Source organism: Colwellia sp. BRX9-1 (assembly GCF_014077195.1).
Taxonomy (GTDB): domain Bacteria; phylum Pseudomonadota; class Gammaproteobacteria; order Enterobacterales; family Alteromonadaceae; genus Colwellia_A.
In genome coordinates this window covers 1-22,587 of record NZ_JACGVM010000023.1, presented here as the reverse complement: position 1 = coordinate 22,587, position 22,587 = coordinate 1, and the positions used below count along the sequence as shown (strand labels likewise).

The window sequence follows — 22,587 nt, the reverse complement described above, 5'->3', positions numbered from 1 at the left end:
GCGTATGAAAAAAGCGAATAAAGTTGTTATCGGGCGTTTAGAGTCAATAGCTTTGCCAGACTTAGCTATTGATGACTTACAAGTACGAGTTGATACCGGCGCAAAAACGTCGTCGTTACATGTTGATAATATTAAAAAATTAATTATTGATGGCGTACATAGTGTGACGTTTGATCTACACCCTGATATGCATAATGTGGATGTCATGCAGAAATGTACGGCGCCCATTAGCGATATGCGTAAAGTTAAATCGTCAAATGGCACTACAGAGCAACGCTACGTTATAGAAACACCCATCGTACTTGGCGAAGACAGGTGGTCAATTGAAATAACTTTAACAGATCGCTCTGATATGAGTTATTTAATGCTGTTAGGAAGAGAAGCACTGGGTAAACGCTTTCTTGTTGACCCATCAAAAGTCTTTTTAGGATCAAAATAAAAAGTCGTTAAATTAAGGGATTTTATGAACTTTACACAAATAAAAGAAATCTTATCTACTAAGGTTATTACTATTGCTGATCAACCAGTAACATTGGGTGGGTTACTGTTAATTCCGCTAATTATTTACCTTGGGTTGTTACTCACTAAGTGGGGCGTAAGGTTTATAACCAAGCGTTTAACGACCAAAAAAACTGATCCAAATATTATACACTTATTACAGCGTGTTTTTTATGTGATTGCGATAGTTATATTGTTGATCACCACCTTAGATTTGATTAATGTGCCGATCACCGCTTTTGCCTTTTTATCGGGTGCAATCGCGATTGGTTTTGGTTTTGGCGCGCAAAACATTATTAACAACTTTATCAGTGGTTGGATTTTAATGTGGGAACGACCTATTAAAATTGGTGACTTTTTAGAAGTTGAAAATGCCAAAGGTGTCGTAGAAGAAATTAACACCCGTTCAACCCGTATTAGACGTGTTGATGGTGTTCATCTGCTTATTCCTAACAGTAAACTACTTGAAAATACGGTAGTGAATTGGACGCTTCGAGACAGTTTAGTGAGAACAAGTGTTTCTGTTGGAGTTGCTTATGGTACTCGGGCTAGAAAAGTAGCGGATCTTATTTTAGAAGCGACACTGGCACAAAAAGAAGTATTGACCACGCCAATGCCCGTCGTTGTTTTTGAAGACTTTGGTGATAATTCATTAGTGTTTTATGTAAATTTTTGGATAAACTCAACTGGAGAAACGGCTTTAAGAGTGACTAGAAGTAATATTCGATTTCGATTAGAGGAATTGTTTGAAGAGAATAATATTGTTGTTGCTTTTCCGCAACGCGATGTGCACCTCGATGGCACGCTTACTTTATTGAATAGCGATAAGAAATAATTTTATTTATCAAAATGTTAGCGTCTAAAAATTCACTCAGTCAAGAAATTAATCGTGATTGAGTGACTTGATAATTAGTGATATTACATTAGTTTGATAAAGTTGACGAAACCATTTTTTGCTTAAACCACAATGTCATAAAATCAGCAGTTAACTTCTGCTCTATTTCTAATGCTATCTCTGTTGGGCAAAATATAGTAAAAAATATTTGCGTATCTCCAACCTCAGAAGTTGCTACTTGAATATGTGGCTCAGGGCCTGTGATGTTGACCTCTAAACGGTTTTCAATCAGTTGGTTATAGCGGATTGCAACTTCTTTAAAGTCACTACAATATAAACTTGCTCTAGTATACAACTCATCAATAAACTCGAAGGGATTAACACTGTCATCTCTGACAATGGTAAAATGATGCATTGCATATCGTTTTAAAAAGTTAAGGTTTTTAATAACCGAAGTAATTAGCTGGCTATTGGGTAGGTATAGCGTTTTACCGGTGTATTGATAATCATCTACATTTACCTCTAACAGTGTTAGTTTTGCCCAGTCTGTTGAATGCACTTCGCCGTAATGATTGCCAACTTGTACCCAGTCACCAATACGAAATGGTCGACTTGACAGGATATAAACAAAACCAATAAAACATTGAATAAACTCTCTGGTTGCTAAGACAATTGCTACAATAAAAGCAGCAATCGAAAAAGCAAATTTTTGAATTTCTTCAGACCAAATATTAAAAACCATCACGATTATTAATACCGTAAATATATTATTGACTACATTGATTTGTAATCTTTTATCTTGTTTTGATTTTCGTTTTATTCTTCTTACAATGAGATATTTAATCATATAAAAAATAGAAATAAACAATAGCGCAATAACAAATTTATTATTAGCGAGTACTGCTGAAAGTGCTTTGAAATTATTCGTATGATTAAGCCATTCCATTAGAACGATTGTACCTACCTTGATTTTTATAAAGAAGTGAGGCTTCTTTGATTAATACTTTTTAGATGTAACAGTGTACCTTCGACACCTAACTTACTGAAACTTGAATTTATTTCTTTTTGCTTTGCATCTAATAAACTAATGCCTTCAATGATGATATCAAAGAACTGCCAAGTGCCTTCTTTTGATATCAGTAACTTTACTACCGCTTTGTTGACTTTACTTTCACCGGTAATCGTTATGTTGACCATCGACATTTTACCACTTTTTGATAATGACCCTGTACCGATGGTCATTGACTCACCACTATATTTACTTAATAAGTTGGTATAAGTATTTATTAATTGATTTGATAACTCAGTCACAAACTCAGTCCTAAGTTCGGCAGATAGTTTGGGCAAATTTTGATTAATAACTTTATAACTAAAATATTGAATATCTACCTCAGGCAGAAGGTATTGGGTTAATACACTTCTGATATTGCTTTTAGTGAATTGATTGTTACTTTTTAAAATTAATAAAGCCGATTCTATTTGACCAAAAACTGCCTTAGTCTTCATCTCTGGGGTATCTGTTTTCGCTACCGCTAAATAGGAAATACAAAGACTTAGCAACAAAAAAATGACAAGATATATATTTACGTTTTTTTTGTATGATTTTTTCATTTTTATTGTGGTTAGTTATATAATAATTATGCGGATTATAGACTTACGAGAGAAACAATCAAGCGTAATAAATGACAACCTTTAATCAAAATAAGTAATTAAACTTAGAATTTTAAATAATATAATCTCATTGTAGGAAAGTTATGGTGAACATTGAACATTGAATATGAGGCAGTGGCGGTTTTGTCGACCAATAAGATGGGCATTCATTAAGTAATATTATTAAAAAAGTAACAATAATTCATCATTGCTCTGGGCTATTAAAATAGAGACTGTTTACTCAGAGGCATTCACTGTATAATAATTTTTTAAGCAGGCTAGTTATACTGACTTGCTTCTCCTGTAAAATGATAGCCTATTGGCATTATCAGATAATATTATAAGAGCTAAATAATTTAATGAAACCATATTCAGATATTGCCGAATTAATAGAAATGTTAGGATCGGAAATAACATTACTTACCAATACTATTGCTACTTTAAAGCAAGAACCACAAAGTTTTAATGAACAAATTATTTTTAAGTATATTGATACGGGTAGTACAGGTAAAACAAAAGATTTTGTAAGATCATTAGGCGTAAAAGCTGAACGTGGCTCATTCTTTTCATCCGGTGATGTGAGTAAACTAATAAAAGATGGTGCTGAAGATGTTTCACCTGAATTACTTGATATAGCTCGAAAAGTAGTCAATATGAAAAAGAAAGGTGGCGCGCACCGTTAATTATAAATACAGTCTATAATGTTAAATATAGTTTGTATTAATAAGATTCAAATCCTGACTTGTAATGGTGATAGCAAGTTAGGTTTATATTTTTCACCAATGATAAAGAGAGTGTTATGAGTAAAGGTATAGTTAAGTGGTTTAATGCGGATAAAGGTTTCGGATTTATTACTCCAGAAGACGGCAGTAAAGATTTGTTTGTTCATCATTCAGAAATCCAATCTGGCGGTGAATACGCTACATTGGCTGACGGCCAAGCTGTTGAGTTTGAAGTTGGACAAGGACAAAAAGGTCCATGTGCAAATAAAGTTGTTGCTATCTAAGCAATAATATATAACAAATGGGTAAGATGGGAGGGCTATGTTCACCCACTTACCTATGCGTTATAGATATTTTTCTATGCGTTATCCCCATGTAAAATGATACATCTACCCAGCCTTCTTTGATCTTTGCCACTACCAAGGGTTAAGTCATCCAGCCTCTATATTTAGTACTTAAAACTCCTATATTAATAATAAGCGCCCTTAGGTGATTTTCCAGTATAACTTTGTGATATAACATCTGAGCATTTAAGTGAAAATAGCTTGAAATTTAACCTGTCTCTCAAACAATTAAGAGCAAAATAACAATGAATATAGACATACTATCAGCCTTAACTATTTTTGCCTTTGTGTCTTCAATAACACCAGGGCCAAATAACTTGATGTTAATGAATTCTGGTGCAAATTATGGTTTCAAAAAAACAACCCCTCACTTATTAGGAGTTGGCATTGGATTTACACTGATGATTGCTTTAGTTGGGCTAGGTGTTATTCAATTATTTGATCGTTTCCCGGTGAGTTATCAAATACTAAAAGTGGTCAGCATTGTTTATTTACTCTACTTAGCATTCAAAATAGCTAGCTCTACCAGTCATGTCGAACAACAAACGTCAAATCATAAACCTTTTAGCTTTATTCAAGCTGTTTTATTTCAATGGGTTAACCCTAAAGCTTGGACAATGGCGCTAACGTCAATAAGCCTTTATGCTCCATCTAAGAGTTTTACCTCGGTGTTGTTAGTGGCGATTGTCTTTGGGCTAATCAATTTACCCTGCATCAGTTCTTGGGTTGTTTTAGGGCAGAAAATACAAGTGTTGTTAACTAACCAAAAACGCTTGAGAGTTTTTAATATTACCATGGCACTTTTATTGGTTATTTCATTGTATCCTGCGTTATAAAAACAGGAGGAGTAAGGAAGATCCGTTACTCCTTTTTTTTAGGATAAAGTGAAGCCACTGTTACTGATGAGTTTGCTAAAAAACAGTCTACTGTAGATTATATATAGTGTGTTAAGCGAGTTTAGCAAGCTTACCTAACGGAGAATCTAGCGAGTCTGGGGGAATAGTAAACCACTGTGGGCCTTTATCGGTCATGTAAATACAGTCTTCAAGTCTTACACCAAATTCGCCAGGTATATAAATGCCAGGCTCATTAGAAAAACACATACCAGCTGTTAACTTTTCTTGTTCACCATGAACAAAATTAACGCTTTCATGACCTTCCATACCTATGCCATGACCAGTTCTGTGCGACAAACCTGGTAATTTATAATCAGGACCGAATCCTTGTGCTTGATAGTATTTTCGTACCGCATCGTCAACAGTACCCGCAGCATTACCTATTTGCGCTTGCTCAAAGGCTATTTTTTGGCCGGTACGTACCGTTTGCCAAACATCACGTTGACGCTTTGTTGGCTCACCCATCACAAAGGTTCGGCTAATGTCTGACTGATAACCATGGACATTACAGCCACAGTCCATTAATACAATAGAACCTTCTTTAATTAGATGCTTCTTTTTACTGCCATGAGGGAAAGCACTTGCTTGATCTATTAAGGCCATATTCCACGCGCCTTTTCCCCCTAACGTAGCTTGTGCATTACTCATCAAGCTTTTAACCTGTGCAGAAGTCATACCCACTTCTAACTTTGAATATACCTCGCTATAGGCTAATAGTGTTACCTCATTAGCTTTATGCATCAGTTGCAATTCATGGTGACTTTTAATAATGCGACAACCACGCGTAACGGGTTCTGCGCTGACATGTTGAAGAGTTGATAATAAACTCATTACACCGTGTTGAACAAAATAACGTACCGAGTTTTCAAAACCAATCGTCCCTTTGGTAAGGCTAATACCTCGGTCTGCTAGTATTTGTTTGATACGCTCGAACGGGCTTTCATGCTCTTGCCAAACACGAATGTCGCCATCAATAGCTAAACTTTCTTGAATACTAGGCTCTTCAAAAAAGGGACAAACTACCGCCACTTTACCTTGTTGAGGGATCACTAAAGCTGTTAAGCGTTCGCTGCGCCACCATTGAATACCAGAGAAATAATCCATGGCGGCACCGGGCTCAATAATAAGCGCAGAAATATTCATTTGCTGCATTAATTGCTGAGCTTTTACTATCCGAGCTTCACGCTCTGCAGAAGTAATGCCAGCAACATCTTTGGTGATGTCTTTTAGTACTTGGCTATTTGACTGACTTTCTTTCGTTGATGAGGCAAATGCTGAAGCTGATACGGATAACGCAGCAATGCTTGCACCACCCGCTTTTAAAAAAGATCTTTTATTCATGTTCATAACTATCTTCCTGAAATTTTATGGTGATCACGCTAACGGTTTTTGACTTACTCAACAAGGAATAGGCGCTAAAGTGTGCTTTATATCAGCTAGACTTAACGGAGAAATACTTTTACGCGCTAAATTACTTTTCTTTTGCTGATAGCTCATTGCGCTGTTGCGCTAAAACCTGCAACTGTTTTGATTGCTGATGAAGACTACAACGTACTAATATTTCACGGTCTTCTTCTCTAATATGATGATAAATAACTTTGTAGCTAGTGAGTTCATCGCTTGTAGTTGTTGCTGAAATTATTTCCCCACAACAGTAAATTGCACAATTATCATCAAGGAGAAATATTTTCAAGGTAATAAATTGGCCGGTATCAAAAAGATTTTTACTGGTAAAAATAACGCCGCCACCACCAAAATGAGTGCCTTGGTAACGTTGCATTTCGTTGTCTTGCTCGCTCAAAATATAACTAACCAGTAAGTCTATTTTTTTAGCTTGATGATGTAAATAATCAACTAATTGTCCCGCAACGCTACCAAGGGTTTGCAGTGGGCGCAATGCAGCTTGGTCAAGGGTGACTATTTCAGAGGCCATTTTAAACGGCATCGGCATGGTGTTCATAAAACATTGATAACTTGGCGCTGTATCGGTTTCAATGATAGTTGCATTGACATTGAAAGGATAACTAATAGAAAAAAACTGGTCAAACTGAGCGGTTTTATTGTTATTGTCTTCAGACATGCCTAACCCTTATTATAATTTTTGTTGGTGAATAAAAACCTTGACGACACATTCACACATTTCATCAATATGGCTGGTATCAAGGTAAATTCCATCAATTAGTAAACGCACAATACCGTGCAATGTACCCCAAGTTACCTGTGCTAAACGTAAGCTATTTTCGTCTTCAATCAATAAGCCTTGTTGCTGCCAAGTTTTGGTCATTTCTAGTTGGTAATTAAAACTAGGATAAGCGATATCACGCAAAGCTTGATCGCTATTGTTTTTTTTCCAAATTGTTTTACCAAACATTAATTCGTAAATTGAAGCATTTTCGGTAGCAAATGTTATGTACTGATGAACAAACTGACGAAATTTTTCTTCTCCTGAAAGCTCTTTATCGTCAAATATAGCATTAGAAATACTTGTCCATTGAATAAACCCCAGTGCAGCTATCGCACAAAGTAAATCATTTTTATTTTTGAAGTGGTGATAGGTTGCTGTACGAGAAACACCAATACGCTCAGCAAGTTTACGTAATGACAGTCCTTCAATTCCTGCCTCTTCAATCATCTCGGCGCCCGTTTCAACGAGAGAACTGCGTAAGTCGCCATGGTGATATGCTGTCTTTTTGTTAACTGGTTTCATTAGCGTACTTTATTACAACGTTTTACGAGAAGGTAAGGCAACATTTGAAAAAACAAGGCCAGCGACAAGCGACATAAAAATTAGGAAGGCTTCAGAACCAATATTATTAGTATTTAACATATTCACTCCGGATACCGCACTGTTTAAGCCGATATAAACTTTACTTCCAGGCACCAGCACGACTAAACCTAATAGCTTAACAATGCTTGAAGGTAATCTCATAATGCGTGAGAATAAATTAGCATACATACCTAAAACAAAGGCACCAACGAAAGCGCCAAGTGCAGGGCCTAAGTAAGCGGCACCAATAATGCTAGCACCAAATGCAACATAGCCAGAAATAATTCCCCATGGAGCGTCTTTTTTACGGACGCGAAATAATATAACTAAGCTTATAGATAAAGTGGTTACTGCCGCCCATGCTGTCCAAACAGGCATGCTGGCGGGGGTAACATATAACACTTCGCCCCAAAATAACTTTCCTAATGCCATGCCTAATACCGCGCCAAAATAAAGCTTAAATAGCATCATTACCGCGTCCATAATACGCGCAGTACCCGACATCAGATGTCGAGCGGCCAATTCAGCTAAGCCTAGCGTTAATGCTAAGCCGGGGATAAAAGCAATGATGGCTGAAAGAATAACCAAGGGCATATTAATACTTGGGTCAATTAGCGTAATGGCCGAGGCTAGTAGGGCGGTGGTAATAGCTGCAATCGGTTCTAATGTTTCGGTAACTCGGCGTGAGTATTCGGCCCAAAAGGTAAATAAGCAAACAACAAAGCCTAATAATACCGACCAAAATACATCATTCCAGCTGGTGTGCATTAGCATCGAAAAAGCACCACTTGAAGCACCAAACGCTAAAAAGGTAAGAAAACGACCGTAAGGGTTGGGTTTATTAGCGATATCATCAAGTCGTTCAATGGCCTCAGATAACGTGCGTTGACCCGAACTTAATTCATCAACTAGTTCATCTGTTCGTGCCAGTGAACCTAAATCAAGATCACCTGGCTTTACTCGAATAACATGATTATATTGTTGGTTCTCTTCATCTTCAGATAAGACAAAAGTCAGAGCCGTGGGTGTGATGATAAAACATGCTTTTAATTCGAGAAATGTCGAAACATCTTGAAGATGTGCTTCAAGACGATAAGCAGGCGTGCCAAACTTATGCAAAGCTTTGCCTAATCTTATAATAAAGCGTCGCTTCTCAGCAAAGTTATCAGGTGCAGTCATATTGTTGTTTACATATTTTTGCTTGTTATCTTGCTATGGTAATTGAATAATTAGCTAATGCAATGTGCAATTGGTTTAGAGATTAATAATAGGAGAAATAATGACTTTAATCATGATTTTATTAGCTGTTTTTGCCGGTATTGCCTTAATGGTTATTTTAGGTGAGCGTTTTGGCAAACCTATGGGTGAAGAAGAGCAAGCTAAGTATTCAAAAATCATTCCTATTTTGGTGTTTATTTTACTCATTGGTAGTTTAATTAAGATGTTTATTTAATTGATACCAATTTGCTTAACTTAGCTGATTTTTATCTAGCCTTTAATTGTAATTTATTACACTAGCGGTTTGATTTGTATTATCGATGATTTAAAATTATAGAATAATAATTCTTTAAAGGACTTTAATGTTAACTATCCCACAGATTAACTTAAAAAATAAAGTGTCAGCACAAGAGTGGCAAACACGCATCGATTTAGCGGCTTGTTATCGTCTTATCGCTATGCATGGCTGGGATGATTTGATTTACACTCATATCTCCGCACGCATACCTGATTCTGAGCATTTACTCATTAATGCTTTCGGTTTAGCTTTTGATGAAATTACCGCATCGAATCTGGTTAAAATAGATATAGCAGGTAATATTATTGACCCAGCATGTCCTTTTGAAATTAACCCTGCAGGTTTTACTATTCATAGCGCTGTCCATGAAGCTCGCCATGACGCGCAATGTGTCTTGCATTTACACACTAATGAAACCATTGCGGTGGCAAGTTTACAAGAAGGTTTGTTGCCGTTAAGTCAATACGCTATGTTCGCACTGGCTTCTCTTAGCTATCATGATTACGAAGGTTTAGCGGTAAATGCTGACGAAAAACTTCGCTTACAAAATAACTTGGGCTCGGCAAACTTTATGTTATTAAGAAACCATGGTGGTTTAACTTTAGGTGAAACCATTGGCGATGCTTTTATGCATATGTATGATTTAACACGTGCTTGTCAAGTGCAACTACAAGTAATGGCAACCGGTATGGCAACCATTTTAGTCGATCAAAGCATTGTTGATGGTATAAAAGCGCAAGCAAATATTGTTCATACGGGCAGTACCGGCGGTCAAAAGGCTTGGCCGGCGATGGTCAGGAAAGTCTATCGCGCTGATCCTAGCTTTGCGACCTAATAATAAAGTTGTCTTTACACCTCGTTATGCCGCTATTGAAATAAGTTCTCTGCGACAAACACTCACATATTTAGAGAAGATAAAATGAAAGTCACTCACGTAGAAATTTTTGATATTGAATGTCCAGATCGCGCCGGTTGGAACCCTGTTTTTATTCGTGTTCATACCGATGAAGGTATCTCGGGGGTTGGTGAAGCAGGTCTTGCTTACGATTGGGGGCATAGTGCTGCAGCGGCGATGATTAAAGAAATTACCGAAGCGGTTTTAATTGGTTTTGACCCTTTTAGAACCGAATTGTTATGGTCTCGAATGCTGCGCGAAAGTTTCTGGGGATTAGGTGGTGGGCCGGTGCTTTATTCTGCAATGAGTGCTATTGATACCGCACTTTGGGATATTAAAGGTAAGGCATTAGGTGTGCCTGTCTATCAACTGCTTGGCGGCAAAGTTAATGATAAATTACGTACCTACGCTAGCCAATTACAGTTTGATTGGGACGTTGAAGTTAAGAAGTTATTTTTACCAGAAGAATATGCTGAAGCTGCATTAAAAGCGGTAGCTGAAGGCTACGACGCGGTAAAAGTAGACCCTATTGTTTATAATGCCGATGGCACATCATCGTTCGATCGCACTAAATTATTTACCAAGCCGCAGATGCGTTTATTTGGAGACCGATTACGCGCTATTCGTGATGCCGTCGGTGAAGATGTTGATATTATTTTCGAATCACATTCATTAATGGGCGCTGCTTCTGCGATTCAAATGGGCGAAATTGTTGAAGAAGTTGGCTGTATGATGTACGAAGAGCCGGTTAATTATTTAAACGCGAAAGTGCATAAAAAAGTGGCTGAACGGGTTAATGTCCCCATTGCCGGTGGTGAACGTTTATATCATCGTTGGGATGTACGCCAGTATTTTGAAGATCAAAGTATTGATGTGCTTCAACCCGATGTGGGTTTATGTGGTGGTTTTACCGAGTCTAAAAAAGTCTGTGACTATGCTGATGTCTATGATATTCGTATTCAAGCCCATGTTTGTGGCGGCCCAGTAGCAACAGCAGCGTCTTTGCATTTAGAAACAGCAATTCCTAACTTTTTAATTCATGAGCATCATACTTATGCGACTAAGCATTGGAATCGTGAATTGTGTTTGCAAGACCCACAACCGATAAATGGCTTTTTCCAAGTGACAGAAGTACCAGGTTTAGGCATTGAATTAAATGACGAAGTCGTGAAACGCTCACCGCATGTTACGGTTAATTCATTAAAGTAATCAGCTTCAATATCTGAAGGTAAAAAGGATGGCTAATCGCCATCCTTTTTTATCACGCGTTAGATATAATCAACGGGTAGTGCGGTCGTATATTTAATTTCTTCCATGGCAAAGCTTGAGCTAATATCGGCAAAGCTGGCTTGGCCGATGAGTTTTTTATAAAAAGCATCGTAGGCTTTCATATCAGAAACAACGACACGTAGTAAATAGTCTACTTCGCCACTCATTCGATAAAACTCGGTAATTTCTGGAAACGCTTTTGAATTGATACTGAAATCATCAAGCCAATCAGAATTATGCTGGTTGGTTTTAATCATCACAAAAACGGTTAAGCCAACATTTAACTTTTCAGGATCGGCCAAGGCAACCCGCCCTTTTATAACACCATTTTTCTCCATAGTTTGAATACGTCGCCAGCATGGGGTTGTTGAAAGCCCCACTTGAGCGGCAACCTCACTGACTGGCTGCGTACAGTCATTTTGTAATATTTTAAGAATTTTTCTGTCGAAGTTATCCATTAATTCACCATGAAAGTGCGAAGTAATGAAATAGTATTTTATCCAAGGTCTTATGGGTAGATTTTTCTTCTTAATTTATAGCTTAAATAGGAATTTGATAGATGCGCAAGGCATTTTTATAACATAATAATTCAAGCTCAGTTGTTGATAATGGTTGGTTTTCGAAATGGGTTATCCAGTTTTTTTGATAACTACTTTTAAATAAACACAAAGGAAAATTACTGGCTAGCATGGTTTTATCTAAACCAAAGGTAGCTAAACAATGTTTGATCACATGCTGTTGCCACGAGGCACTATATTGACGATTAACCATTTCAAACCCCGAGCATTTAATGGCAACATTTTCATAACCACTTAGTGCTTGTATGCCACTTTGCCAATCTTGCCATTGTTTACTGTCAATATCTTCGGGTGGCCAACCTGCATGATTAATGACTAATTTTAGTGTCGGCAGTTCATTGATAATAGCTATTAATTGTTCGGTCGCTACCACATCAGTTAACGCCATTTGGCATTCAAAAATCAACTGCTGCTGGGCAAGTCGGGCTAAGTTTTCCTTAACGTGCGAATTTGATAAATATGCGCAGGCATTTTCATCTAGAATGTCACGAACACCGACTACGGACTCAAATTTATCAAGCTTATCTAGTATTTGTTGAAACTCGCTTGTTGGTAAAAGTAAATTAACGCCAGCAATAGCTCTAAAGGGTAGGGAACAGCTATCTTCTAACCAAGCAATTTCTCGCCAAGGCTGTTGATTATCAAATCCGGCTTCGATGTGAACAAAACCCGCAAGTTGCAGAGGAACAGATAAAGCTAAGTCCTTTTCTGTGAAACTTTGTCTAATGGTTTTTTTATCTGACCAGTAAGGTGGACTATCAGCTTTTAACCACTGATAGTGGCCTTGTTCAAGGTTAAATAAATGCAAGTGAGGATCAATTATTTTCATATTACCCTATGTTCATTAACGCCTGAACTGAAATGTATCAATGAAAACATCCTGCTGAATTTTCCTTCAGAGAAGTTGCCACTTAGTTGTTATTACCAATAAAAAAAAGGGTATCGCAATTTCTAGTATTCTCTTTGAACTGTCGTTAAACGCTAGCTGTTGTTATACCTACCAAGTGAATTATTGCGCAGTATAACCACCATCAATCACTTGTAAACTACCAGTGATAAACTTAGCTTTATCTGATGCTAAAAAATAAACTAATTCAGCGACTTCTTCGGGTTGACCTAAACGACCTAACGGCTGTAAAGCCGCTTCTTCAGCGTGAACCTCTGCTTTGTTAGCGCCAGAGCGTTGACAATAATTATCAATCGCTTGATGATACAAAGGGGTCTCTATTGTGCCGGGGCACACAGCATTGGCACGAATGTTAAAGCTAGCGTAATCAAGCGCGGTGGTTTTTGCTATCGAAGCGAGCGCGACTTTACTAATGTTATAGGCAAATGAATTTTGCTTGGCAATTAATGCTTGGTCAGATGCCATTAAGATAATAGCGCCATTTTTATTGGCTTTCATATGGGGGAGTACCGCTTTTATCGCGGCATACGCGCCCTTAACATTAATGTTAAGGACTTTATCTAAATCAGCGGCTGAGGTGTTCTCAATATTTCCTGAAAAGTGAATGCCAGCATTCGAGACTAAAACATCAATAGTCGCTGTTTTAGCTATATTACTGATAATACTTTGTACTTGCTCAACATTACTGATGTCACAGTTAATATCAGCACCGCGCAGTGTGGCAAGGTTGCTTGGTTGTAAGTCTAAATTAAAAACCTGATAGCCTTTATCCGTAAATAATTGCACTATGCTTAGACCAATACCTGAACTTCCACCGGTAACAATACATGTTTTTTTCATAACCTCTCCTGTTCTTTAGTGCTGCACTACTCGTTACTGTGTTTTGGCTGCAGCCATTTCAACTAAAGCGGCGGTGTACATTTTTAAATTTAAAACGAACTGTTTCATGGTAATAAATTCATGCTCAGAATGGCCGGTATAATTAGCATTTGGCATTGATGGCCCAAAGCTTACTGCATTTGGAAATAAGCGTGAATTTGTGCCGCCACCGATAGCAATAGGCTTAGCGTCCTTTATACCGGTAAAGTGTGAAAATACAGCCAGTAATGTGTCAATATGTGGTGCATCGTTTTGAATAAAAGGGTCACCAATATAATGTTCAAGCTCGGTAATGTCAGCCATATTTGTTAGTTTCCAAGTCGCGATGACGTGATTAATTTCTTCCGTTAGCTGTTGCGCTGATTTACCACGCGGACGACGAATATTAATATTCAATTCAATATTATTTTTCAATTGCTTAATAACAGTGGGTGAAACCGTCATAGGTCCCATAAAGTCATCACTGTAGGCTATATTACCAAACTTTTTCCCTTCTAAGCCTAAACCAATATTGTCATTAATAAAGTTAACTAATGTACCTGCACCATTGCTAGGCCAGCGAGTTTGCGATAATAAACCCGCTAAAAATGGAATGGCATTTAGGCCTTCTTCTGGCTTCGATGAATGAGCTGATTTTCCTAGTGCTGTAATCGTTAAGGTGCTTCCTTTTAATTCTAAATCAAAACTAACACCTTGGTATTCTCTTGCCTTATCCATCAGTTGTTGCAGTAAACTAAGGTCAGCATTTTCAATCACCGCTTTAGCATCTTCAGGTATTTGACTACCAAAAAAACCACCACTAAATTCACTGAGGTAAGCATCTAAACCGGTATATTTATTTTTATTAAAGGCTATTTTTATTGTCCCGTAGCCTTTTTCAGCGGTGACAACAGGGTATTCAGCGTCAATGGTAATATTGATTTGTGGCAATGTATGGGTCTTAATATAAGCTTCTAATGGACCCCAGTCTGATTCCTCTGCCATGTAAACATACAATTCAATACGCTTGTCGAGCGTTATATTTTTGTCTTTAATGGCTTTCATTGCAAAGAGCGCGGTTGATATTGGCCCTTTATCATCTTCGGTACCGCGAGCGATAAGTTTGCCGGGCTCTGAAGTTGTATCAAGTTCAAACGGAGATTTTTGCCATTTTTTGGGGTTTACTGGTTGTACGTCACCGTGGGTAATTATTCCTAAGCGCTCTGTGCTTTCGCCTAAGCCAATAACAACAACATAACCGTCGTCGGTATAATCAAAGCCTAAATCTTCAGCTTGTTTTTTTAACTCGGCTTTAAAAGCTATATGTTCAGGGTTGTCATTAGCCGAAACACCATCAATTGCTAAGGTATTGTATTTTACTAACTCGGCTAAGCTAGCAACCATAGATTTTTGATAGGTTTGCACGGCGTAATCGGCGGTTAACTTTGCTGTCGAGCTGACCTCTGCTGAAAATACCGGTAAAGTGATAAAGGTGAATAAGGCGAGTGAAGCTATTTTATTGAACACAGACTTTCCTTTTTTAATGGCGATAACTCATTTGTTATATTGTATCGATAAAGTGATTTACTAAACAGAGACAAACTTTAAAAAGTTTACCAGAAGTGTTTAATTATCTTTTAATCTCTTACTTAGAGCTAATTTTTGATATTAGTTCAACCTTGTTGTTTATTTATGTGGCATTGCAGAGCAGGTGTTTAAATATCTTGGTACTGGTATGCTATGGAAAAAATTAATGAAGAAAATAAGGAAGTAAAATGTCTGAGATAACGATACGTGAAGCAAGCATAGATGATGCCGAGCTTTTATTCACTTTTATTAAAGAACTCGCTATTTATGAAAAAGCTGAACATGAAGTGTACGCAACAGTTGAAACCATAAAAGACAGTATGTTTAGTACAAATACACAAGTACACGGCTTAATTTGTGAACTCGATGGTGTGGCTATTGGTATGGCGATTTATTTTTATAATTATTCAACGTGGTTAGCAAAGTCAGGTTTATACCTTGAAGATTTATACGTAACGCCAGAGCATAGAGGGAAAGGAGCGGGTTTAAAATTATTAAAAAACATGGCAAAAACCGCTATTGATAATGATTGTGCACGTTTTGAATGGAGCTGTTTAGATTGGAATAAGCCCTCACGTGACTTTTATCAAGCGATAGGTGCTGTGTCTCAAGATGAATGGGTAGGTTACCGTATGACGGGCAAAACCTTGGTTGATTTTGCCCAATCATAACGGATTAAATTATGCAGAGTTTGGAGTAATGTCTACTTACTCCAAACGCTAATGATTAAGACGAGTAATCTTGTAAATCATGAAGCTCTTGGCGTAATCGTTTTCTATCTTTATACGTTTCAATTTCTCGCCACTTTCTTTTTCGTGAGCGCGATTCTTTTTGATCCGTGAGTAAACCGTCGAAAAGGCTAAATATTTCATCATATTCATCAAAGTTATTATGTTCCATGAGTATCCCTTGTTGAGCTTTATTTAGTTAACGTGAGGCACTTTACAAGTTGAATATGACTTTTTTCTTACTAAATTGTGACAATTAAAATACCTTTAGCTTTATCGATGTTGAGCAAAAAAATAAAGCTTGGCTATACTTGTTTTTATAGTGTTTTTTTAAAGAGTTAGCGATGAAAAAAAGTAGTGATATAGAAATAATTTCTCAAGCAGAATTAGACAACCTATTACGTATTAATGAGTTTATAGAGCAAGTCGATGAGAATTCGTTAGTCAGTGAACTAAAACTCGCCATATTAGACTCGGGTAAATTAGAATTAACGCAATGGGAAAGCTTGCGGGATCATATTCGAGAAATAGAAGAGCTTATTCCTCATATCGACTTGATTATTAAACTCAAGAAAGAACGCCCATCTAGTTGATTTTAAAAACTTATCGTCAATTGATATTTAACAAGTAAGAAAGTGAATCAAAACCGACTATTGGTAAATAATCGGTTTTTTTAATTTTATCTTCAACCAGTATATCGATGAACTCTTATCGATAAACTATGGTAACCACCGCTAATGACTAGCGTTGTGCTTACAAAGTATATTGTGCGAGCTATAAATATGTTTTCAAAAAGTGTTGTTGTTTTATTTTTAATGGCTCTTGGTCTGCTCTTTATGATGCAAGAAATAGCGTTATGGGTGCTAGTGAGTTACTTGAGCTTAAGTTTACTAACATTTGTACTTTATGGCATCGACAAAAGAAATGCGATAAAAGAGCGATGGCGCATCTCAGAAAAAACACTACAGGTCTTTGCGCTACTTGGCGGATGGCCAGGAGCGCTATTAGCTCAACAAGCTTTTCGACATAAAACTCAAAAACGGCCTTTTATATTTGTGCTCTGGCTCGCTATTTTTATTAATGTTGTGGCTTTGGGGTATTCTCAGTATCCGGGGTTGTAAAAAGAGTAGCACAAGTAAGACTTGTGCTACTCTTTACGCTATTTAAGTTATAAATATCAATTGATTATAATGCTTTGAAACGAATCGCAGCACCGCCACTTGTCGCCAAGGGTAAGACTAATTGGTCGTTAGCGGTGACTTGCCTGTTTTCAATGATCATTTCATAGGGATTGTTAATCCACTCTGCGTTTTTACCATCGCGATAAATTTGTGCTTGATAGCGCTTATTCTTATCAAGAAAATTTAACGGCAATGTTAACGTGCGTGCTTGCTCATCGGTTAATGCGCCAACAAACCAATCATTACCCCCCCTTTCTTGACGAGCAAAAGCAACATATTCACCGACCTCACCAGCAATCGCTATACTCTCATGCCAATCGGTTGGTACATCTTTAATAAATTGAAATGCGGCTAAATTTGCTTGATAGTTTTTAGGTAAATCAGCCGCCATTTGAATAGGGCTATAAAGCACCACGTATAATGCTAATTGTTTTGCTAGCGTAGTTTGTGGGCGATTACTTTTATCACCCAAACCATTAAAACTCATATCGAAGATGCCTGGTGTAAAATCCATTGGTCCAGCTAACATGCGAGTAAAGGGTAAAATGGTGGTGTGCTCAGGCGGGTTTGGTGGTGTGCCCCAAGCATTAAATTCTTGGCCGCGAGCACCTTCTCTTGAAATCCAGTTAGGGTAGGTTCTGCGCAAACCGGTATCTTTAATCGGTTCGTGGGTGTTAATACTAATTTTGTGTTTCGCTGCTTCAGTAATACTGTGTAAATACTCACTCACCATGAACTGGCCGTCATGCCATTCTTTGTGAACTATGCCTTTTTCATCAATGCGTTTAATATCGCCACCGTCAGCAACATAACCTGTTTTTACTTGTCTTACGCCGTACTTTTCATAAAGTGCATAAGCATCACTCATTTGATTACGATAATTAGTCACATTACCTGAGGTTTCATGGTGGCCAATTAATTGAACCCCTTTCTTTTCACCGTAAGCTGATACGGCAGCAATATCAAAATCATCATAAGCTTTACTGAAATTAAACACGTCGCCGTTGAAAAACCAGTCGCCATCCCAGCCTAGGTTCCAGCCTTCAACCAAAACCCCAGAAAAACCATGTTCAGCGGCAAAGTCGATATAACGCATGGTTTCACTGGTGGTTGCACCGTGTTTGTCGCCACTGCCCCAGGTGTTGGCGTTAATGTGCATTCCCCACCAAATCCCCAAATATTTAGCCGGTTCAACCCAAGATACATCACCTAATTTATTCGGTTCATTAAGGTTTAATATCAGGTCAGAATTGAGTAAGCCAACCGCATCTTTACTGACTTGAATAGTACGCCATGGACTTTTGAAATTGGTTTTTGTTTTAACTAAAATGCCGTCTGACCAAGGTGTTAAATCGGCTTTTAAGACACCAGGACGCTTTTGGTTAATCGTCATAGCAGCATAATCAACTAATGCCGCTTCATGGATACTAAGGTGAATGCCCGAGTCTAGTTTAAAAGTAAAAGGTGTATGAGCGCGGTCAACCGAAGCTAGCTTGGTGGTATTATAAATGTATTCATAACGATTCCAGCCACGTGCTGGAATCCACCATGCGGTCGCTTTATCCGCGTCGTTTACAACAAATTCGGTGAATTCATTAATGATTTCAACGTGATCAATATCTTGTTGTTTTGGCACTTCGTAACGAAAACCAATGCCGTCATTAAACAAACGAAAACGTACCTTGAATTCTTTAGTGTTTTTTTTATTATTCTTCGAAAAAGTCACTAATAATTCATTGTGTTCATCAGTCACATTTTTACGTTCACCCCAAGGTAATTGCCATACTTCTTTGGCTGATTGGGTTTCACTCGATAAAATAGTAAAACCGTCACTAAAAGCGATAGTATCTTTGAATGCTAGGCCTAAGCGGGAGGGTTTTATAATGCTTTCACCTAAAAAGCTCATTTCGTAATTAGGTTTTCCTTGGTCACTAACACTGAGAATTATTTTTCCGTCGGGTGACGCTAACTTAAGGGTTTGTGCAAATAAACTGTGAGATGAAATCAGTAAAGTAAGGCTGAGTATAATTTTTTTCATGGATATTCCTGATGTTTTTTTATTACATCAAGCATAAAGGACTGACACCAATTTACAGCTAAGCTACATACGTATTCATAAGTTTATCGCTAATTAATTACCCATTAGTGTAGAAGCCAAATAAAGATCGAAACAAAAAAACCAAGCAAGCCGATTTATACCGTTGAGCAAAAATGGGCTTTTCTGAATAAAAAGAGAAAAAATGTGGCAGTAAGTTTTATTTATTAAAAAAGTACCCGAACCATTCCAAATAAAGTTGGAACCTGACGTCTAGCATAAGTGAACCTTAATAATTATTCGAAACACATCATAAAATAACTGTGTTAACGTGTTCTGCGAGCGTATTGCGGAATAAGAGCAGTCAAAATTTCAAACGTCAACTTTCAGATCTTAAAGCTAACATAAATTTTAATTCTATGGCTATAAGGGGCGTTTTCGCCATAGAACTAATACTATATTTCATCTGAATTTTAGAAAAGGTGAGTGACTGCAATGTAGATTTTACGACTTTCTGGTTTGATTACAACTTAGAAAGATACATTGGTTTCTCAAGTTTTAGCTGTGTGCAACTTAATCGAATCGGTTCTACTAGGCAACACTTTCAGCCGTTAGGTTTTTTAACCAAAGCTTCGTTCTCATTCTGAAAACAAACATAAATGCTTTAGTTATTTCTTCAGAGTAAGAGATAAGAACTACCCAATATAGTGGTAACTTAAAGTAAAATGCCGCCGCCAAAGTTAATGGAATGCTTAAAATCCACATGCCTGATATATCAATTAACATGCAATATTTGTTATCACCACCTGCGCGTAATATCCCCATAGACATAGTTAAGTTAAATACTTTCAAGCAAGTGCCAAAGGTGATCAATACAAAAACATCATGGGACAATGCCATTGTTTCTGGAGACAAATTGCTATAAGGCATAAAGACTAAAGACTCACATTGAAGTAAAATTAAGGCTAATAAAAAGGTAACAATTGGCGCACTAATGGCGTAATATTTTGCTAAAACCCATGCCGTTATAAATTCGTTTCTACCTAAGCGCTGCCCAACTAAAATAGCGCAAGCAGAAGCAAAACCAAAAAAGAATGAAACCAATAATCCTTCCATTGGCGCTAATAGACTCATTACAGCAAGTTCTTGTGTTCCAATACGTCCATATATCAGTTGATATACAAAAGTGCCTAATGACCACACGCCAAAACTTAGCATCATAGGCCAAACTAAGGTGAGTAATTTAGTCCACTCTTGTTTGTTATAAAAACTAACACAAAAGAACGTTGTTGGAAAAATACTGTGCTTAACCTTTGCTAAGTAGACCAGTATTAATAAAGCATGAAGTGCTCGCGCAATTAGTGTTGCTAGCGCAGCGCCAATAACACCCATTGGCTCTATACCTAAGCCACCTTTGATTAACCAATAGTTTAAAATAATATTGGTAATAATCGCTATGGTACTAATTAACATGGGGAAGACTACTTGCCCAAGACCCCTTAACGCGTTTTCAAATATCATCACAATGACAACAAAAATTAAGCTAGGCATGGTCAGCCAAAGGTAGTTTGTTCCTGCTTTTATAACGCTGGGATCTGTTGTGGCAATACCCATGATATTGTCAGAAAACAAGAAAGTAATGAGTAATATAGGCAGTAAAATCCCTGCTGCAATAACAAGCGTTTTAACAATGACTTGTCTAATCACACCAATTTGACCCGCGCCAAAGTGTTGCGCAGATAAAGTACCAACACCTGAAGCGAGTCCCGCTAAAATGATTAAAAAAACAAATTGAATTCGGTTACCCAGCCCAACAGAAGCAACGGCCGTATCGCCTAAATGCCCAACCATCATTATGTCACTCATGCCTAGCATGGTGACCAATATGCTTTGTAAAGAGATAGGCCAAGCTAATTTAATGCTTTGCTTTAATGATGAAGGTTCGATGTTACGCATTGGTTTTAGTCATTAGGGGTTACTATAATATTGCATAGAATTATAAAATATAGTGATAAAAAAAACATAAGTGAAATTGTCATGTATCATGTTTAAAACTATCATTTTGGTAATTCTATGTGGCAAGATATTTTAAATGTTCATCCTGATTGTATTGAGGATTTTATTAATTTTGATAAATTACCAGGGCAAGCTGATAGTTTCATAGCCATTGCGGGGTTGTCGTATTTACAAACTGAATATCAAATAGGCAAAACAGGTAAAGGAGAAGTTTGTTTAGGTAATGAAAACAGCAATAGGCGTGTTCATTACTTAATTTCTACTCATGCAGGAGAGGGAAAGATCAAGTTTGGTAACAACGAATATTTAGTTAAACCCGGTAGTGTGCTTTTACTGCCAGCAGGAACCCCTTTTTTGTATGAACTTTCGGGGAAGTACTGGGATATGTGTTGGCTATTACTGCATGACTGTTCTGAATATAAGTTTGTTCATAAACTTCAACCTTCCGTTTATTCCAGTGCGAATGCAGAGAAGCTTTATCAAACGATGTCACTTATTAGAGAATTCAAACACGGCGAGAGTATGTATCAATCAGATATTGTATTGCGCTTAGTCGAAGTTTTAATTTATCAAATTGCGCAAACACTGAACATGGGGCAGCAACTAACAAAGCAACAACAAAAATTTCACTCTCTAATACGTCGTGTAAATAAGCAATTGCAACTGCCGTGGACTGTTAAGCAATTAGCTACAGAAATGCATATGTCTGAGCCGCACTTCTTTCGTTTATGTAAGAAAGAAATGGGGATGACACCAATCAAACTATTAACTCACACTCGCCTAGAATACGCTTGCTACTTACTTCGTTATACACAATATAATCTTGATCAAATAGCTGACACCGTAGGCTATGGCGATAGTGCAAGCTTTGCTCACCGTTTTAAGAAAGACTATGGTTTAAGCCCTGGTCGCTGGCGTAAAGAACAGAAAAATACTTTTCAACATAATGCCATTGAAAATGATGAGCAAAGATAATATTTAGGTCTGAAATTACTATGCCACCCATGATAATTCTAGCAATAATAATGCTCTGAAAAAATTACTATGCCACCCATAATAATGCTACACAATGATAATGCTACACAATGATAATGCTCTGAAACACGCTATCCATTGGCCAACAACAATGCATGTATTTCATCTTGTAAGCCTTTGCATATCGATTTTTATAGATGTTGATTAAATGAGTGAATTTCAGGCAAGCTTTACTTCTCCCCCAAGGTAGCTGTATTTTTCTTGCTGTTTTTGAATGTAGCTATGTTTACGCGCTATTCAAACAAGCTTGGGCATTTGCTTTACCGTGTG

25 protein-coding genes are annotated in these 22,587 nt (G+C 37.4%); 12 read left to right on the top strand and 13 right to left on the bottom strand.

Features of this window, described 5'->3' with window-relative positions; genetic code table 11:
• Nucleotides 1-4: 4 nt before the first annotated feature.
• Nucleotides 5-439 (top strand): RimK/LysX family protein, encoded by a 435-nt coding sequence (locus H4J76_RS16940; protein WP_182231001.1) that lies wholly within the window; start codon nucleotides 5-7, stop codon nucleotides 437-439.
• Between the two features lie 24 nt (nucleotides 440-463).
• Nucleotides 464-1,333 (top strand): mechanosensitive ion channel family protein, encoded by an 870-nt coding sequence (locus H4J76_RS16935; RefSeq protein WP_182222970.1) that lies wholly within the window; start codon nucleotides 464-466, stop codon nucleotides 1,331-1,333.
• A gap of 88 nt (nucleotides 1,334-1,421) precedes the next feature.
• On the opposite strand, the gene H4J76_RS16930 is transcribed toward H4J76_RS16935, so the two are convergent.
• Nucleotides 1,422-2,279 (bottom strand): mechanosensitive ion channel family protein, encoded by an 858-nt coding sequence (locus tag H4J76_RS16930; RefSeq protein ID WP_182231000.1) that lies wholly within the window; start codon nucleotides 2,277-2,279, stop codon nucleotides 1,422-1,424.
• 26 nt (nucleotides 2,280-2,305) lie between these two features.
• Entirely contained in the window at nucleotides 2,306-2,839 is a 534-nt protein-coding gene (locus H4J76_RS16925) for a phospholipid-binding protein MlaC (protein ID WP_259366896.1), read from the bottom strand.
• A gap of 503 nt (nucleotides 2,840-3,342) precedes the next feature.
• On the opposite strand from H4J76_RS16925, the gene H4J76_RS16920 reads away from it, so the two are divergent.
• The 3 genes from H4J76_RS16920 (at nucleotide 3,343) to H4J76_RS16910 (ending at nucleotide 4,885) form a co-directional block, all read left to right on the top strand.
• A complete protein-coding gene (locus H4J76_RS16920) occupies nucleotides 3,343-3,666 on the top strand; it encodes a hypothetical protein (protein ID WP_182218218.1) in 324 nt (107 codons plus the stop codon).
• 116 nt (nucleotides 3,667-3,782) lie between these two features.
• A complete protein-coding gene (locus H4J76_RS16915; protein ID WP_070374424.1) occupies nucleotides 3,783-3,989 on the top strand; it encodes a cold-shock protein in 207 nt (68 codons plus the stop codon).
• A gap of 305 nt (nucleotides 3,990-4,294) precedes the next feature.
• Entirely contained in the window at nucleotides 4,295-4,885 is a 591-nt protein-coding gene (locus H4J76_RS16910; protein WP_182218216.1) for a LysE family translocator, read from the top strand.
• 111 nt (nucleotides 4,886-4,996) lie between these two features.
• Here H4J76_RS16910 and H4J76_RS16905 read toward each other — a convergent pair whose 3' ends face one another.
• The 4 genes from H4J76_RS16905 to H4J76_RS16890 all read right to left on the bottom strand — a co-directional run bounded on the left by H4J76_RS16905 (nucleotide 4,997) and on the right by H4J76_RS16890 (nucleotide 8,891).
• Nucleotides 4,997-6,292, bottom strand: a complete 1,296-nt coding sequence (locus H4J76_RS16905) for a Xaa-Pro peptidase family protein (protein ID WP_182218215.1) — start codon at nucleotides 6,290-6,292, stop codon at nucleotides 4,997-4,999.
• Nucleotides 6,293-6,416: 124 nt separating this feature from the next.
• The gene (locus H4J76_RS16900; protein ID WP_070374421.1) at nucleotides 6,417-7,025 is read right to left on the bottom strand and encodes a PilZ domain-containing protein; all 609 of its coding nucleotides are present in this window, start codon (nucleotides 7,023-7,025) and stop codon (nucleotides 6,417-6,419) included.
• Nucleotides 7,026-7,037: 12 nt separating this feature from the next.
• Nucleotides 7,038-7,652, bottom strand: a complete 615-nt coding sequence (locus H4J76_RS16895; RefSeq protein ID WP_182218213.1) for a TetR/AcrR family transcriptional regulator — start codon at nucleotides 7,650-7,652, stop codon at nucleotides 7,038-7,040.
• Between the two features lie 12 nt (nucleotides 7,653-7,664).
• The gene (locus H4J76_RS16890; RefSeq protein ID WP_070374419.1) at nucleotides 7,665-8,891 is read right to left on the bottom strand and encodes a threonine/serine exporter ThrE family protein; all 1,227 of its coding nucleotides are present in this window, start codon (nucleotides 8,889-8,891) and stop codon (nucleotides 7,665-7,667) included.
• A 100-nt stretch (nucleotides 8,892-8,991) separates the two neighbouring features.
• Between H4J76_RS16890 and H4J76_RS16885 the strand changes: the two genes are divergently transcribed.
• The 3 genes from H4J76_RS16885 (at nucleotide 8,992) to H4J76_RS16875 (ending at nucleotide 11,332) form a co-directional block, all read left to right on the top strand.
• A complete protein-coding gene (locus H4J76_RS16885; RefSeq protein ID WP_182170842.1) occupies nucleotides 8,992-9,165 on the top strand; it encodes a hypothetical protein in 174 nt (57 codons plus the stop codon).
• 127 nt (nucleotides 9,166-9,292) lie between these two features.
• A complete protein-coding gene (locus H4J76_RS16880; RefSeq protein WP_182170845.1) occupies nucleotides 9,293-10,063 on the top strand; it encodes a class II aldolase/adducin family protein in 771 nt (256 codons plus the stop codon).
• A gap of 84 nt (nucleotides 10,064-10,147) precedes the next feature.
• Nucleotides 10,148-11,332, top strand: coding sequence for a mandelate racemase/muconate lactonizing enzyme family protein (locus H4J76_RS16875; RefSeq protein WP_182218212.1), 1,185 nt, complete (start codon nucleotides 10,148-10,150; stop codon nucleotides 11,330-11,332).
• Nucleotides 11,333-11,391: 59 nt separating this feature from the next.
• Here the strand turns inward: H4J76_RS16875 and H4J76_RS16870 are convergent, their stop codons facing one another.
• The 4 genes from H4J76_RS16870 to H4J76_RS16855 all read right to left on the bottom strand — a co-directional run bounded on the left by H4J76_RS16870 (nucleotide 11,392) and on the right by H4J76_RS16855 (nucleotide 15,262).
• Nucleotides 11,392-11,850 (bottom strand): Lrp/AsnC family transcriptional regulator, encoded by a 459-nt coding sequence (locus H4J76_RS16870; RefSeq protein WP_182218210.1) that lies wholly within the window; start codon nucleotides 11,848-11,850, stop codon nucleotides 11,392-11,394.
• Between the two features lie 82 nt (nucleotides 11,851-11,932).
• Complete coding sequence (locus H4J76_RS16865; RefSeq protein ID WP_182218208.1) at nucleotides 11,933-12,799, bottom strand: amidohydrolase; 867 nt, start codon at nucleotides 12,797-12,799, stop codon at nucleotides 11,933-11,935.
• Between the two features lie 180 nt (nucleotides 12,800-12,979).
• Nucleotides 12,980-13,717: an SDR family NAD(P)-dependent oxidoreductase gene (locus H4J76_RS16860; RefSeq protein ID WP_182218206.1), complete on the bottom strand. Its 738-nt coding sequence runs from the start codon at nucleotides 13,715-13,717 to the stop codon at nucleotides 12,980-12,982.
• A 33-nt stretch (nucleotides 13,718-13,750) separates the two neighbouring features.
• Nucleotides 13,751-15,262 carry a dipeptidase gene (locus tag H4J76_RS16855; RefSeq protein WP_182230999.1) on the bottom strand — a complete coding sequence of 504 codons (1,512 nt, stop codon included), beginning with the start codon at nucleotides 15,260-15,262 and terminating at the stop codon, nucleotides 13,751-13,753.
• Between the two features lie 248 nt (nucleotides 15,263-15,510).
• Here H4J76_RS16855 and H4J76_RS16850 point away from each other — a divergent pair, with 248 nt between their 5' ends.
• Nucleotides 15,511-15,993, top strand: coding sequence for a GNAT family N-acetyltransferase (locus H4J76_RS16850; RefSeq protein WP_182218202.1), 483 nt, complete (start codon nucleotides 15,511-15,513; stop codon nucleotides 15,991-15,993).
• Between the two features lie 55 nt (nucleotides 15,994-16,048).
• On the opposite strand, the gene H4J76_RS16845 is transcribed toward H4J76_RS16850, so the two are convergent.
• On the bottom strand, nucleotides 16,049-16,222 hold the full coding sequence (locus H4J76_RS16845; RefSeq protein WP_157470826.1) for a DUF3545 family protein: 174 nt from the start codon (nucleotides 16,220-16,222) through the stop codon (nucleotides 16,049-16,051).
• A gap of 172 nt (nucleotides 16,223-16,394) precedes the next feature.
• On the opposite strand from H4J76_RS16845, the gene H4J76_RS16840 reads away from it, so the two are divergent.
• Both H4J76_RS16840 and H4J76_RS16835 read left to right on the top strand, forming a co-directional pair.
• A complete protein-coding gene (locus tag H4J76_RS16840; protein ID WP_182218200.1) occupies nucleotides 16,395-16,643 on the top strand; it encodes a hypothetical protein in 249 nt (82 codons plus the stop codon).
• A gap of 189 nt (nucleotides 16,644-16,832) precedes the next feature.
• Nucleotides 16,833-17,171, top strand: coding sequence for a DUF1294 domain-containing protein (locus tag H4J76_RS16835; RefSeq protein ID WP_182218198.1), 339 nt, complete (start codon nucleotides 16,833-16,835; stop codon nucleotides 17,169-17,171).
• Nucleotides 17,172-17,235: 64 nt separating this feature from the next.
• Here the strand turns inward: H4J76_RS16835 and H4J76_RS16830 are convergent, their stop codons facing one another.
• Both H4J76_RS16830 and H4J76_RS16825 read right to left on the bottom strand, forming a co-directional pair.
• The gene (locus H4J76_RS16830; protein WP_182218196.1) at nucleotides 17,236-19,269 is read right to left on the bottom strand and encodes a glycoside hydrolase family 97 protein; all 2,034 of its coding nucleotides are present in this window, start codon (nucleotides 19,267-19,269) and stop codon (nucleotides 17,236-17,238) included.
• Nucleotides 19,270-19,857: 588 nt separating this feature from the next.
• The gene (locus H4J76_RS16825) at nucleotides 19,858-21,222 is read right to left on the bottom strand and encodes an MATE family efflux transporter (RefSeq protein WP_182218194.1); all 1,365 of its coding nucleotides are present in this window, start codon (nucleotides 21,220-21,222) and stop codon (nucleotides 19,858-19,860) included.
• A gap of 117 nt (nucleotides 21,223-21,339) precedes the next feature.
• Here H4J76_RS16825 and H4J76_RS16820 point away from each other — a divergent pair, with 117 nt between their 5' ends.
• Nucleotides 21,340-22,257, top strand: coding sequence for an AraC family transcriptional regulator (locus H4J76_RS16820; RefSeq protein WP_182218193.1), 918 nt, complete (start codon nucleotides 21,340-21,342; stop codon nucleotides 22,255-22,257).
• Nucleotides 22,258-22,587: the final 330 nt, after the last annotated feature.